A 14,267-nucleotide genomic window follows, 5' to 3' on the forward strand; every position below is an offset into this window, starting at 1 on the left:
TGCTGCTCGGTGATTCGACACCAACGAGCTGTTCAGGAGGTCCTGTTCGTATGCGCCTCGCGCCCCGCGACCACCCGATCGGGACCCCCGTTCGACGCGCGTCTCCCAAGATCGAAAAGACAACAGCTTCTGATCGACACACCCGTTGCTGAGGCTGACAAGGCGGCGGACTTTTGGTCAGCGGCTCTCGGTGTCACTGCCCAGCCGTTTCCGCCTGCACCAGAGTTCACTACACTCCACCAGGCCGTGCCGGGGCTGATCATGGCAGTCCAAGCGGTCGACGATGCACCTCGCCTCCACTTGGACATCGAGACCGACGACGTCGAGGCGGAAACCACGCGCTTGGTCGCTCTGGGCGCTGAGCAGGTTTCGCAGTGGCAGGAGTGCCGAGTGTTGCGCGTGCCCGGCGGTCATTTGATGTGCGTACTCCCGGTGGAGAGCGACCCGGCCACTTTCCGAGCACAAGCCAACGTCTGGCCGTGACGATGCCGTGAGGTGTGCCGCCAAGGGTGACCTGCGCGACTTCGTCAGCAAGGGGGTCAGATCCCTCGGCCTCCCTAGCATGCCTATCCTCTCTTCACCGCGTCTGGCTCCTGGGGCTACTGAAATCCACGGCGTCGCTGACCTAGATCCGGGAGAGCCGTTCGCAGTCTCTCGCGCGGCGGACGGCCATCATCCAGGCACGGCTGCGTTCGACGACCCAGCAGCAGGGCAGCACGACCACGTCCTTGGCATGGTGGGTCGCGGGCGTCACCGTGCTCAGCACCAGCAGGCCGAGCGAGTCCACGTGATGTGTCACCTAAGGCCGTTGATCATTTTCGTGGGCGTCGTAGCTGCGGCTTTCCCTCCCGACGGTGCAGGCGGCCTTGACCGACCGGCGTCGACCACCAGCATCACCGGGTGTGGGCAGCGGCCCTTGCCGGTCGGGAACCCTCTCGTTGACCTTCTCCCAGGGTGAGCAATCTGCAGCTAGGGCCCGCCACTTCGCACTGCTGTCGACGATGTGGCGGATGCCGCGGCGATCTCCCCCTGGGGCAATATTTCCGGGTGCCCGCCGACATTGGCCTGACAGGCCGGCACGCGGGCACGCTGCCTACCTGGTGGATCTCACCCTCGTACAGACTTCCGGATTATCCTGGCGGCGCTTCGACAGCGTTGTCCGTAGACCTCACCTTCTCGGGGGACCGTGTGCCAGCTCGCGAACAGCCTTCTGAGGGGCGGGACTTGGACGAGCTGCGGCGACGGGCCTTAGCAGACGCTCCGCAGCGTGAGGCGGGGACGGTCGTGTGCGAGAACCTGGTGCGGATCTACCAGACCGAGGGCGTCGAAGTGCAGGCCCTCCAGGGTCTCGACTTGACTGTGGCGCAGGGCGAGATGGTCGCGGTGATCGGGGCCTCCGGCTCCGGCAAGTCCACCCTGCTGGGCATACTCTCCGGCCAGGACGTGCCCACCGCGGGGGCCGCCGAGGTCGCCGGACACGATCTGTTGGCGATGAAGCGCCGCGAGCGGCTCAGGTACCGGCGCGGCAGTGTGGGCTTCGTGTGGCAGCAGACCTCCCGCAATCTGCTTCCCTACCTCTCGGCGGCCGAGAACGTGATGCTTCCGATGACGTACACCGGGATCAAGCGCTCTATGCGCCGGGCCCGGGCCGAGGAACTGCTCGACCTGTTGTCCGTCGGCCACTGCCGTGACCGCACCCCCGACACGCTCTCCGGCGGCGAGCAGCAGCGGGTCGCCATCGCTGTCGCCAACGCCAACGAGCCGCGGGTGCTGCTCGCCGACGAACCCACCGGCGAACTCGACACGGCCACCAGCGACGAGGTCTTCGCGGCGTTGCGTCAGGCGAACGAGGAGCTGGGGGTCACCGTGGTCGTGGTCACTCACGACGCGCTGGTGTCCGAGCAGGTGCAGCGCACGGTGGGGATCCGCAACGGCCGCACCTCGACCGAGGTGCTGCGCCGGGTCGCCGCCGGCGAGGACGGCGTTCAGGTGCTCACCGCTGAGGAGTACGCGGTGCTGGACGCCAGTGGCCGGCTCCAGCTGCCGGGCGAGTTCACCGAGCGTCTGCACCTGCGCAAGCGCGTGCGGTTGGTGCTGGAGAGCGACCATGTCGGGGTGTGGCCCGACGAGGCCGCGCGGCGGGCGAGGTCCGACGCGCAGGAGGCAGCGGGCGGCGGCCCCCAGCACTGACAGGCACAAAGCGGGGGCGCCTGCGGGCCTCCTGCGCGTGCCGAGCCTTCACACGAGGCGCAGTACCCCTCCCAGTCCGCGTCGGCGGGCGAGGACGGTCTCGGTGAGCGCGGCGGCCAGGATCAGCGTCGTCACTCCGGCGACGAGGGCGATGGTGAGTGAGTAGTCGGTGCGCAGCGCGGGCTGGGCCGGGCCGCCGGTGAACTGGCGCAGGTCCAGGGTCCGCGCCATGAGCCGTGGTTCGAGCAGCCCGAGCAGTGTGCCGCCCGCTGCCGAGGCGAGGGCCAGCGGCAGAAGTTGCAGGAAGTGCAGCGCCCCGGCCTGCTTGGCGTCGAGACCGAGCGTGCGCAGGAACGAGGTGGTGCGGCTGCGTTCGTGGGAGGTGAGGGTCAGTTCCAGGACGAGTGCGAGCAGGCCCAACAGGGCGGCCAGGACACAGCTGGTGGTGTAGATCGCGCCGAGCCCCTGTGTCAGGCCGTCCGCGCGCAGGGCGCTCAGCGTCTGGGAGCGGATGTGGATGCGGGCTGTCGGTCCGAGGGCTTTGGCCGCCGCCGACCGCAAGGCTGCGGGCCGGGCGGTGGTGGGGCCGTCGTCCTTGAGGAGCAGGACGGTGCTCCCGGAGGCCTGCCGAGCGATCAACTGACCGGCTCTGGCTGTGGTGATCAGCATCGGCGTCCCGGCAGCGATCTGGGCGGTGACCGGGCCGAGAAGGGGGTCCCGCAGTTGTCCGGTGGTGAGGGTGCCGACCGGCTTGAAGGTCAGGTCTTTCGGGGGCCGGCCGTTGGGGACGATCGTCGTGGTGAAGCCGCCGGTGCGCTCGCTCGCCCGCAGGCTGGGTGAGAGGAAGGACGGGAGCGGGGCGTTCGCACCGGCCCGGTCTTCCTTCGGGGTGGCCAGCCGGGACAGCAGGGCGCGGGCCAGCGGCGACGCCGGGGCTACGGCGACCAGTTGCCGGGGATCTACGGTGATCACGGCAACCTGAGGGACCACCGTGCCCTCGGTCTGTCCTGCCAACTGGAGGGTGTACAGGTGCTGGACAGCGGTCCGTATGCCGGTGGGTGCTGCCCCCGGTGCGGGGGCCACCGTCCCGGCCACCTTCGCGCTCGCGTCGGCGCCGGTGGTCCAGGCCGCACCCGTGGCCAGCCCGTCGTCGATGGTCTGCTGCACGAGGCCGCCGAACACGGCCGTGCCCAGGGTCAGTACCAGGACGAACAGGGCCAGTCCGGTCGCCGGGGCGTCCTGGGCGGCCCGTGCGGTTCCGATGAAGGCCACCGCTCCCCGGCCCCGCCGGGTCTGCCGCAGCACGGGGCGCAGCAATAGCGGGTAGAGCCGCAGCAGAACGAGTACGACGGTCAGCGCGACCAGCACCGGCACCACACCCAGCATCCCGTCCGGCCCCTGACCGCGCAGGGCGATCACGCCCGCCGCCGCCGTCGTCAGCACCGTCAGTTCCAGGACCACACGACGGCCGGCGGCGAGGGTGCGGCGTCTGCGCCGTAGCCGGGCGGGCCTGCGCGGCTCGCGGACCGCGTGCCAGGTCATCAGCGGCACCGTCAGCGCCACCACCGCCGCGGCGAGTGCCGCGGTCATGGGTTGCGGCGATCCGGAGGTGCCGGTGGGAGCGAGGGTGACTCCGGCCGTCCAGCCGAGCAGTGCGGCGATCAGTACCACCGGCCAGGCCACGGCGCACCGCAGCAGTACCAGCCGCGTGGTGGACGCGCCCCGCGCGCGCTGCAACCGCAGGTGTGCCTGCCTTCGGCGCAGCAGCAGTCGTACGGCGACGGTTACGGTGGCCAGTGCGACCGCGGCCAGCGCGTCCACGGCGAACGTCGCCAGGTCTCTTGCCTGTTGGTCCTGCGCGGTGAAGGCGTCGAGCAGCGGGGTCAGGGAGTCGGTCACCAGCAGGGGGCCGGTGGCCTGGCCTCTGATGTGGCAGCTGATGTCGCTGGTGATCGGGTCAACTCCCTGGCACAGGGCGTCGCTGAGGTCCGCGCTGTAGTGGGACAGGGGCCCGGTCAGAGCGTGGGCGCGGTCGAGCGCCGCGCCGGACAGGTCGGCGTGCAGCTGCCAGGTCACTCGTGGGCCGCCCACTCCGGCGCCGGCCAGCAGGTCGGCGGCGTCGAGGCCGAGGAGGCCATGGACGGCGAGGACCGTGCCGGCAGAGCGCTCGGCCGGGTAGCGTGCGGGCTGGTCCAGTGTCTCGCGGCCGGTCCAGAAGTCGTCGCTCCCGGCCCTCGCGCGGAAGACCCCGCTCACCTGCAACTGCGCCCGGGGCGGGGCGTCTTGCACCCCGAGCGTCTTGGCGAACTCCAGGGTCAGCCGGCTGCCGGCCCGGACGCCGAGCGCCTGCGCGGTGGCCTGCGACAAGCCGATCTGCGGGGCGCTGCCGAGCGGTGTGTGATCGGCCGGCGCGTGGCCGCTGACGTAGCGCAGGTGAGTCCGTGCGGACGGCAGGTAACCGGCCGTCAGCCGGGTGCTGGTGTCGGCCGGTCCGGGCGTCCGCGGTGAGATCAGGGACGCCTGGCCGTAGTCGTAGCTGCCGCCGGTGAGGCTCAGGTGCCGCGCGGCGGATCCGCTGAGGTGCTCGGTGAGGGTGTCGCCGGCGTCGAGCAGGGAGGCCGTGTCCAGCGCGGGCGGCACGGTGTCGAAGATCTCGGGTGTGGTGCTCAGGCTGATCAGGGGCGCTTGGCTCTGCGTGGCGCCGACGCGTTGGCGCAGTGCCTGGTCCTCCTGGCCGCCCGCGTAGGCGGGGATCCAGGCGCACAGCGCCGTCACGACGAGGACCACCACCGTCAGACAGGCCAGCAGCGGCAGATCGCCGCGCGCCTCCTTGCGTATCAGGCGCCGCGTCACCGCCGCGCCCGCGCGCACGGGTCGCGTCACGGTCCGCTCTCGTCGGTCGTGTCCGGCCGCCCGGCTCAACGGTCCTCCCCCGCTCGCAGTACACGTACCAGGTTCACCCGCGCCAGCAGGCGGGCCAGGGCCAGCACGACCGCGCTGATGGCGCAGGCGGTCGCCACCGCCGTCAGTGCCACCACGCCCCAGGGGACGACCAGCGGCAGCGGGGGGTAGGGGGCCTTCCCGCTGTCGTCCACGGTGACCAGGGGCAGTACCGCCGATGCCAGGGCCACGCCCAGGAGCGCCCCCGGGACCACCGCGAACAGCGTCAGACCCAGTTGCTCGGCGCCCAGCAGCGTGGACAGGTGTCCGGCGCGGACGCCGATCGCCCGCAGCAATGCGAACTCCTTGCGGCGCTGCCGGGTCGAGACCACGGCGTGCACGGTGAAGGCGACGACCGCGAAGCCAGGGGCCAGATACCGGACGAGTTCGAGCACCCGGCGCAGCCCGCTGCGGAACGGGTCGGCCCGCAGGGACGCGGCGGTGCGTTCCGTGGTGGTGACCCGGCCCAGCGCGGGCTGCTCCTCGGCCGCGGCGGCCGTACGCGCGCTGTCGGTGCTGCTGAGCCACCAGAACGCCGGCTCCGGCGGGTCGGCGCCGGCCCGCGTCATGGCGGCGGCGAGTTGCCGCTGGTCGGCGATCAGATGCCCCTGACCGCGGCCCAGTCCGGGCAGCGAGTCCACTCGGCCCACCACCTTGGCGGCCACACTGGCGCCGCCCAGTTCCAGCGTGGTGGTGCTGCCCACGTCCAGGCCGGCCTTGTTCAGCGTGGAGGCGTCGGCGCGCACCGGCAGCGGTGCGGGCGGGCCGGACGGGCCCGCCACCAGCCGCACCCGGCTGGTGGGCCGGGTGTCGTAGTCCTCGGTGGACAGGCCGCCCATCACGTCGTCGGTGGCCTGGGAGGCGCGGATGCCGGTGCTGATGGTGGTCCGGAGGATTCCGGAACCGGCGGGAGCGATCGAACACACTCCGGGGGTGCCGGGGCCGTAGCTGCCGGTGAGCTTTCCTCGGCACGCGCCCGCGGTGGCCTCGGCCGCGTGGTCCGTGCCGTCGGCCCAGACCTGCCCGCCGGGCAGCCGGGTGACCCAGGTGTCGGCCGCGCCGCGCGCGCCGACACGGAACACTTCCAGGTCCAGCCGCGCGGGACGCACCTCGGGCTGCGGCAGGACGCTGACAGCGGTCACCGTCAGCGGATAGTCCCGGCGGTGCGCACCGCTCAGCGGCACGTCCAGGGGGACCACGACGGTGTGCCGGGCTCCATCGGCGGTGGGCAGACGGGTAGGCACGGTGCTGACCACGCCTGACGCGTCCTGCACGGTCAGTTCCAGGCTCGGTGCCGCACGGCTGCCGTCGCTGGTCAGCCGTTCCTCCACGAGCAGCGCGGTCGGACGCCCCGGAAGCGGTATGCCGAAGGTGACCGGCGACGGGGTGCGGGGAGCGGGTCCGCCGATCGTGCCGACCAGCTCCGCGTTGGCGCCGCCGGGCAGGGTCACGAGCGACTGGGTCACCGGTGTCACGGCGGTCACCGCCGGCAGGCCGCGATAGGCCGTGCCCAGTACGGAGGAGGGGTAAGTGTCGGCTCCGGACGAAGAGATCCGCACGTCGGCGCCGACGGTGAACGCGGCCTGTTCCCACGTCAGGCCGCCCAGGCAGGCCAGTGCCGTGGTGGCGAACGTGCTCACGGACACGGCCAGGCACATCAGCGCCACCGGTCCCGCGTTGCGTGCGGCCCGCCGGCTCACCTGCCAGCCGGCCAGCGCGAGGACGAGGCCCCGGCTGCGACGGGCGAACACGTCCAGCAGACGTGCGGTCAGCGGCAGCAGCCGTAACAGCAGGAGCGCGGCTGCGCCGGCCACCAGAGCCGGGACCAGAACCAGCACCGGGTCCGCGGACGCGCTGCCGGTGCCCAGGCCGGCGATCAGCGAGTGGTGCCGCCGCAGTTCCAGGTACCCCAGGGTCGCGATGACCAGCAACGCCAGGTCCACGCCGAGCCGTTGGGCGGCGGCGGCCCGTGCGCCGCGGGACGGCTTGGACCGCGCCGACGGCAGCACGGGCAGCAGCACCGCCGCAGCGTGCACCAGCAGGGTCAGGCCCACCGCCGCCCACGTGCCGGTGCCCCGGCCGCCGGGATGCAGCAGCCCGGCCAGGAAGGGGGCCGCGAGGGCGGCCGGGACGCCGGTCAGTGCCCACTCGGCGGCCGCGCCGCGCAGCAACCGCGGGGTGCCGGCGCCTCTGGCCCGTTGGAGAGCCAGCTCACCGCTGCGCCGTACGGTCAACTGACGCGCGGCCAGCACCATGGTGGCCAGGGCGAGTGCCGCCAGCATCACGCTCGGCAGGTACAGAGAGGACCGCGCCGCCACCATCGGCACCGTCAGGTCCTCGATCGCTCCCGGCAGACCGGAACTCACCGCCAGGCCGTCAAGCGACGGCTCCCGCCCGCGGAACACCGAGATGCGGCTCTTGCTGCCGGAGAAGCCGCGCAGCCGGTCGTGCAACCCGGGAAGTCTGCCCGCGTCGATCCGCGAGAAGTCCGGCTGCACACTCCAGTGGGCCGTCAACTGGCCGTTCAGGACGGCGCTGCCGTTGAGAGCGGATGCCGAGACCACCAGCAGGCGCTGGTCGGCGGTCTGCCCCTGGGCCAGGTCGCCGGCCATCGCGGGCCAGAACCCGACGGCATCTCTCGCCCGGAACACGCCGGTGATCCGCAGGGTCATGGCGCGCCCGAAGGCGTCCTGGACCTGGAGGGCGGAACCGGGCTTGACGTCCAGGCGTCCGGCCAGCGCCTCGGGCACAGCCGTCTCGACCGGGGCTGTGGAGCCGGTGGCGACCTGCACATCGGGAAGCGAAGTGAACGCGCCGGCCGGGGCGTCGGCCGTGCCGGCGGGCCATCGCCCGGCCAGCAACTGCCCGAACCTGCCCGCCGCTTGTACCGCGACCGGGTGCAGCCCGTTTGCTCCGGGACCTCGCGGCGGCCCCGCGCCGTCGATCCCTGCCACTGAGACCGGCGACACGCCCAGCAGTCCCACATACGTCCGCTGCGGCACCCCGGCGAACACCCGAGCGGCGGCGGCCCGCACGTCCCGGTCGGCGGTGGCCATTCCCTGCGCCCGGAAGGACGCGCTCACGCTCACCTGCGCGTCGAGGTCGGCGGCCAGTCGCCGCACGGCCCCGGCCTGCACCGAACTCCCTGCCAGCGCCGCGAGCGCGGCCAGCGCCGTCGCACACAGGAGCACGGTCAGCGTGACGGCGACCCACACCAACCCGTGCTGCGTGGCCTGCCTGACCACGACGGGAAGCCGCTGCCGGGGCGGGCGCGGAACTTGCGGGTGTCGCCGCGGTAAGGACCTGAAGGCCGTGGCGACCACATGAACCCCCGCAGAATCGAACATGTGACGGTGACGGCGCGGCACAGTCCTACCAGGCATCCGCCCCAGGGCACAAGAATTGCTGATCTCTTGGCGGCCGGGCGCTGGAGCGGCCACGGCCGCCGGGGCGCTGCGCGACGCGGCATGGGGTGACGCCTCCTGCACGTCCAGGAGGCATCACCGCATCCAGTGGCCGTCGGTGCTCCATCCCAGGAAGCGCCTGCTGCGGCCGGCGTCCGCCGCTCCGTCGGCGTTGAAGGTGCCGCCCTCGGCCACCAGGGCCAGGCCCGCGAGCGCGGGGGCCAGTCGGGCCTCGACGTGGCTGGGGTGCCGGGCCGTCTGCGCGCCCAGGCCCGCGACGAACCGCCGCTGCTCCTCGGGCGGGCACAGGGACAGGAAGAACAGCATCTGGCGCCATGCGTACGCGGCATCCTTGATGGTGCTCAAGGGGCGCGGATTGTGGTGGACGCGAGCGGTCAGCCGGCACACGGTGACGAATGAACGGCGCGCCAGGTCATCCCAGCCGGACCGTGGAGCGATGCCCACCCGGTGGACCAGCGTGGCGAGGTTGTGCGTGGTGAGGATCTGCGCCCGCTCGATCACCTTGCCGTTCGCGGCGACCGACCAGGAGCCCGGCGTCGTGCCGACCCGCCCGGTCGCCAGCCGTGCGAAGCCGGGAGAGGTCGGGGCACGACGTGAACGGGCCGGGGCCGTGCCGGTCTCGGCGATCGCCAGGTCGCGGATCTCCTCGTAGTCGATGCCGTAGTACCGTTCGTACAGCGTGCCGCCCAGCAGGTCACCGGCGATCCGCGCCGCCGTCAGGAACTTCCGGCTGAACTCTCCCATGAAGATGTCGGCGGCCAGCTCCTCCACGAACGGAACGCCCAGTCCGCACTGCCGTTCCAGCACGCCGAGTTCGCGGACCAGCGGGTTGGGCAGGATGGTGCCCGGGAAGGCCTGCACGGCCACCTCGCCGAGCTGCCGCAGCACGGTCAGTGCGCCTTCGCCGTCCGACGTGCCGGTGACCGCGGACCGGCGGCCGGACACCGCCCGCACCCACGGCAGTTCCTCGATCCGCACCTGCCGCTCCAGGTCGAGCAGCAGCAGGGACCGGCGGTTTCGGAACGCCCGGTAGTGGGCGGTCATCAACGCCCGCAGCGTTTCGTCGCCGTACGCCCGCGCGGTGGCGGCGGCGACCAACTGCGGTACCAGTCCGGCCAGAACCTCGGCGGAGGGGACGACACCCCGTTCGACGAGGGTGCCGAGCGGAGCGCTCAGTGCGGACACGACCACCTGTCCGACAGCGGGCGGCAGGACGGCCCCGGCGGGCAGCCCGGCCGTCCAGCTCTCCTCCTCGCTCACCGGGCGAAGCAGCGGCTCCACATCCGCGATGCCCGCCTGCTGCGGAAGGACAGCGAGTCGGCGCAGCACCACCTGGGCGAGGGCGTGGTGGGAGGGCAGCTCCGCCTGTGCGGCCTGGCTGCGGCGAAGGGCCGTATGGCCGGGCGAGCCGGGCAGGCCGCGCCGTCGCACCATGGACTGCACCGCGTGCCGCAGCAGGCCGAGCCGGCGCGCGTCCAGCGGCCGTCCGGCGACGACCTCCTCCAGCGCACCTCGCAGAATGCCCAGGTTCTGCTTGGGGTTGCGGTGCTTGGTGCAGAGCGTGTGCTCCGCGGCGAGCAGCCGGTAGCGGTCGAGCAGGGCTTCGGCCTGCGCCAGCCAGCCGGGGTCCGGGGCGTGTGCCAGGACCTGGCCTTCCTCGGCCGTGCGCAACCAGTGTGCGAGGAGGTCGTCCCCGAACGGCTGCCAGACGGTGAGTGCTTCTCGCTGGGTCTCGACGGCCGTGTTCGGCCGCCGTCGCTCCAGGGTGACGACCGCGTCCTGGACCGTGTGCCGGTGTACGGCCGTGCCGGGCTCCGGGGCGGGACGATCCGCCGGACGGGGCAGGAAGCGCAACCGGTCGGCGAACGGCTCCAGTTCCGCCAGGAGGTCGAGCGCCGCGTCCGTCTCCCCGTGCCGCACCAGCCAGGCCATGGTGAGCAGGGCCGCCTCTTCGGGCACGTCGATCCGGTAGCGGCAGCTGTCCAGCAGGGCCCACAGCCAGGTGAGTCCGGGTTCGGTGAGGCAGTGGGCGAAGAGCGCACGGCGCTCTGCGGGCACCCCGGAACTCCGGGCCGTCTCGGTCTCGTACGGCTGGAGCGGGCCGGCCGCGCTCGCGGTTCCGGTGGCGAAGCCGCCGCGCAGCACCTCGGGGGTGACCCAGGCCGGAAGCCCCGCGACCGGGGTCCGCGAACCGATCGTGAGCCGGCCCGCGGCCATTCCGGCGAGGACCTCCCGCCAGCGCTGCCCGCGCACCTCGGCGCGGCGGCGGGTGTCGGGGTCCTCGTGGGTCAGCGCGGTCATGAATGCCTTGGCCAACTGGCCTGCGGCATACGAGGGCGTGGCGGTAAGAGGCTGCTGCTCAGCGTTGTCGTTCATAAGCCGACGTGGCAGGTTCCGCCCCTGCGCCCTCCGGGTCCCGAGCCCGGTGCTCTCCTGCTGAGCTACACGCCGATGAGCTGTGAAAGTAGCTGCGGGGGCGGGCGGGGTTCAACCGGATTTGGGGTCTCCCTAGAGCCGCGCCGGCGGCGCGTCGCCGTCCGGCAAGGCGGCGCAAACTCGGCATCGGGCTGATATCGGGGTGCGGACCAGCTCGGGGCCGCACTCGATGACGCCGGCTGCCGACATGCGGTCAACAGCACTCTCACCTTCGGCGAGCAGTCGAGCATTCTCACCCAACCCGCCGACGTCTGCGCGGTCTTCAGCCTGCCTGGGCGGGACAACCATGTTGCGCACCGTGACCGGCACTACCTTGACGTGATGCACAAACACGCGGCTTGACGTCGCCGATTCCACAGACGGCCGGCGGTCACCGTGTCGAGATCTCGGAGCAGATGGTGGGCCAAGGTGGTGTGGCGCGCAGGGCGGGAATGCAGGCGCGGACCGCCTGGTAGGTGGGACAAGGGTGTCCTGCAAAGGCGGGCATCGCGTCGGGGACGGGCACGTGTGCGGCGGGGGCGGCGATCGGGTGTCCGGCGGACCAGGAGGCCACCTGAAAGACACTTGCCGAGCCGCCAGGGATCCCCGGGCCGAGCGCCCGAAATGCGTTCGTCCTACGTCGCTCAACGGGGCTAGCCTCGCCCGTCATGGGAGCACGAGCGCAGTACGTGGTGGTCGAGAACGGCGCCTGGCAGCGGTACTACTCGCACTGGGCCGCCGGCCGGGTCATCGACGACCTGTTGCCCGGTCCGGCCGCGGCGACACGGTGCTTCCGCGCCAACCGGGAGATCGACCAATGGCTCGACGACGTGTGGTGCGAGGGTGCCGCGCTCGTCGACCACGACCGTCGAGTGCTGCTGTGGTTCGCCTTCGCGGACAGCTGGGTCGACCACACCGCCGCCCGCGCCGTACTGGCCCGGACCTGGTCCGGCTGGGACGTCCGCTTTGCGCACGACGGCATGGGTGACCTGACACACCACCTGGGCCTCGGCAGGGACCTGACCCGTCCGCCGGGTTGGTTCGAGACCTTCGCACCGTCCTGGTTCGCGGACACCGAGTGCACCGAGCCCTGGTCCGTCCTCTCCCTGCGCCTGCCTGACGGAACCGTTCGTGCGTGGGGCAGCTTCGGTGAGCCCATCGAGCACGTAGCCTGCGGCCCCGGCCTGATCGACCTGCTCGTTGCGTCGCCGGCGACTCCCCCGCTCACCGACATGCCGTACGGCGGTGTCCATTTCGACCCGCAGGTCCGCACCGTCTCGCTCTGGGCGGTGCAGACCGTGGCCGGCGTGCACGACTGGCCGTTGCCAGGCTGGGACGACTGGGTCCTGGACTTCCGTGGGGACGACCACACACAGCATGCGGGGCTGCTCCCGGCGGACTTCCTCTTCCCTCGGCCCCCGCTCGGGGCCGCCCTACGGCGCCTCAGCGACGGCCTCGGCACCCCGCCGCCCGACGTGAGCTCGCTCCTTGCCAACGCCACTGGTGCACCTGGTGGTCCTGCGGGGACCAATCCTGTGGTGAACCCCGCTGCGCTGGTGGCACACGAACCGGCCGATCCCACCCCGGCCGAACTGGCCGCACTGCGTACAGCTCTCGCTGCGCTGGTCGCAGAGGCAGAGGCGCGGGCAGAGTGACGAAGTGGGCTGGACCGGACAGCACTTCGGGCTGCTCCTCGCCCGCCACGGCCCCCTCCAGGCGTCAGCGAGCTGACAGGATGACGCGATGTCCGACTCTCTGCGCGAACCTTGGCTGCGCGGCCTCGCGTTCAATCCGGCAGCGCCCTCCGACGTGCTCATACGCCTGTTGGATCCAGCGGCCGGTGACGCCGGACCGCTGATGTGCGAGGACCGTGACCTGCCCGCCGCCGTCATCGACGCCGCACTGCGCCATCCGTCCGGAGTCATCCGCGGCGCGCTCGCCCGCAACCGGTACGTCGACCCGGTGCGGCTCGCCCCCTTGGCGTCGGACCCGTCGGGGCTCGTCCGCGCGCGGCTCGCCTCGGGCCCCCGACACTGGCCCCGACGGGTTCGACCGCTGCCAAACCAGATCCTCGTAACTCTGCTGCTGGCGCAGGACGGAGGCGAGGACAACAGGCTCACCGCGAAGGAGATCATCGCGGAGCTCGAGTCGTCCCGGCAGATCCCGCTGTCCTTCTTCCGCTCCGTCGCCGATCACGCACAACCCGAACTCCGGACCGTGGCCACATGGAGGTGGGAGTCCCTCACGCCGGCGCAGCGGGCGGCGCTGCTCGACGATCCGGACGACTGCGTCCGGGAAACGGCGCAGGACAGGAACTGGGCGCTGGAGCCGGAACGGGTCGAGGCCAGACTGCCGTCCTTCGGCCCGCGCAACGCATTCGTGTTCGGCACGTGTGCTCTGTCCCCCGCGCTCGTCGAACAGTGTTTCGCGGACGGCACGGTGCTCCCCATGGCCCGGAACCCCCACACCCCGGCCTACGCCCTCGTCCGGCTCGCGCGCCACCCCGACGCGGAGGTCCGCGCGTCGGTCGCCGTCCGGCCCGACGTGGGACCGGACCTGGTGGCGGAGTTGAGGTCGGACCCGGTCGAGTACGTGCGGACGTGCGCGCACCTCCACCCCTTCTCCCGCACCTGGGCGGAGTACAGGGCGATCGACCAGGTCATCGGGCACGGTCCTGACTGCACCTGTCCGATCGGCGAGCCGTTCACCGACGCGCGCGTGGACCCGGCTGTCGGACCGTCACCCGACTGGTTCGCCTCCTGTGCGGTGTCCGGGGAAACGGTGCTCCGCCGGGTCGCGGCCAGTTGGCCGGGGCTGCCGACGGCGCTAGCCGAAGCCCTCGCACAGGACGACGACGAGGAGGTGAGGATCAGGCTGGCCTGCCACCACCCACTGGCTCCGCCGCGCCTCCTCCTCGACGTCTTCGTCACCCGCCCGGTCCACCGTCCGCACCTGTTGGATCTGCCCACCTTCCCCCGTACCGGCTGGGCTCACCTCATCGGTCACCCGGATCCCGAAGTACGAACCCTGGCGGCCGCCGATCCCGCCTTGTCCGACCCCCCGGTGCAGGACCCCGACGCGTCGGTGCGCCAGGCAGCGGCCGCCAACCCGAGCCTGTCACCGCAAGCCCTGGAACCCCTCCTCACCGACCCCCACACCGCCGAGGGCGCTGCGTCCAACCCGGCTTTGCCGGTTCCCCGTATGCACGCACTCCTCGACAACTGCCTGGACGGCGCCGCCACCGTGCCGACGGCCGTCCGGGGCTGAGCCTGTCTGGACCAGCTGCCCTGGGCTCTC

General features: G+C 72.2%; 8 protein-coding genes and 1 tRNA gene. 4 read left to right on the forward strand and 5 right to left on the reverse strand.

Features of this window, described 5'->3' with window-relative positions:
* Positions 1 to 9 precede the first annotated feature (9 nt).
* Positions 10 to 483 (forward strand): VOC family protein, encoded by a 474-nt coding sequence (locus OHN19_RS43070; protein ID WP_330269852.1) that lies wholly within the window; start codon positions 10 to 12, stop codon positions 481 to 483.
* A gap of 142 nt (positions 484 to 625) precedes the next feature.
* Here OHN19_RS43070 and OHN19_RS43075 read toward each other — a convergent pair whose 3' ends face one another.
* On the reverse strand, positions 626 to 787 hold the full coding sequence (locus tag OHN19_RS43075; protein WP_330269459.1) for a hypothetical protein: 162 nt from the start codon (positions 785 to 787) through the stop codon (positions 626 to 628).
* A 437-nt stretch (positions 788 to 1,224) separates the two neighbouring features.
* Here OHN19_RS43075 and OHN19_RS43080 point away from each other — a divergent pair, with 437 nt between their 5' ends.
* Positions 1,225 to 2,190, forward strand: coding sequence for an ABC transporter ATP-binding protein (locus OHN19_RS43080; RefSeq protein ID WP_330269460.1), 966 nt, complete (start codon positions 1,225 to 1,227; stop codon positions 2,188 to 2,190).
* A gap of 48 nt (positions 2,191 to 2,238) precedes the next feature.
* On the opposite strand, the gene OHN19_RS43085 is transcribed toward OHN19_RS43080, so the two are convergent.
* From OHN19_RS43085 to OHN19_RS43100, 4 genes are all read right to left on the reverse strand, one after another.
* Positions 2,239 to 5,073: a hypothetical protein gene (locus tag OHN19_RS43085; protein WP_330269461.1), complete on the reverse strand. Its 2,835-nt coding sequence runs from the start codon at positions 5,071 to 5,073 to the stop codon at positions 2,239 to 2,241.
* Between the two features lie 35 nt (positions 5,074 to 5,108).
* A complete protein-coding gene (locus OHN19_RS43090; RefSeq protein WP_330269462.1) occupies positions 5,109 to 8,375 on the reverse strand; it encodes an ABC transporter permease in 3,267 nt (1,088 codons plus the stop codon).
* A 255-nt stretch (positions 8,376 to 8,630) separates the two neighbouring features.
* Positions 8,631 to 10,931, reverse strand: a complete 2,301-nt coding sequence (locus tag OHN19_RS43095) for a hypothetical protein (protein ID WP_330269463.1) — start codon at positions 10,929 to 10,931, stop codon at positions 8,631 to 8,633.
* A gap of 3 nt (positions 10,932 to 10,934) precedes the next feature.
* Positions 10,935 to 11,006, reverse strand: a tRNA-Pro gene (locus tag OHN19_RS43100).
* 632 nt (positions 11,007 to 11,638) lie between these two features.
* On the opposite strand from OHN19_RS43100, the gene OHN19_RS43105 reads away from it, so the two are divergent.
* A complete protein-coding gene (locus OHN19_RS43105) occupies positions 11,639 to 12,625 on the forward strand; it encodes a hypothetical protein (protein ID WP_330269464.1) in 987 nt (328 codons plus the stop codon).
* 88 nt (positions 12,626 to 12,713) lie between these two features.
* On the forward strand, positions 12,714 to 14,237 hold the full coding sequence (locus tag OHN19_RS43110; protein ID WP_330269465.1) for a hypothetical protein: 1,524 nt from the start codon (positions 12,714 to 12,716) through the stop codon (positions 14,235 to 14,237).
* Positions 14,238 to 14,267: the final 30 nt, after the last annotated feature.

This window comes from Streptomyces griseorubiginosus, from assembly GCF_036345115.1.
Taxonomy (GTDB): Bacteria; Actinomycetota; Actinomycetes; order Streptomycetales; family Streptomycetaceae; genus Streptomyces; species Streptomyces griseorubiginosus_C.

What these genes read in the sequence shown, in the direction of transcription:
- OHN19_RS43095 (WP_330269463.1), bottom strand. Translation starts at nt 10,931, where the DNA reads ATGAACGACAACGCTGAGCAGCAGCCTCTTACCGCCACGCCCTCGTAT.
- OHN19_RS43110 (WP_330269465.1), top strand. Translation starts at nt 12,714, where the DNA reads ATGTCCGACTCTCTGCGCGAACCTTGGCTGCGCGGCCTCGCGTTCAAT.
- OHN19_RS43105 (WP_330269464.1), top strand. Translation starts at nt 11,639, where the DNA reads ATGGGAGCACGAGCGCAGTACGTGGTGGTCGAGAACGGCGCCTGGCAG.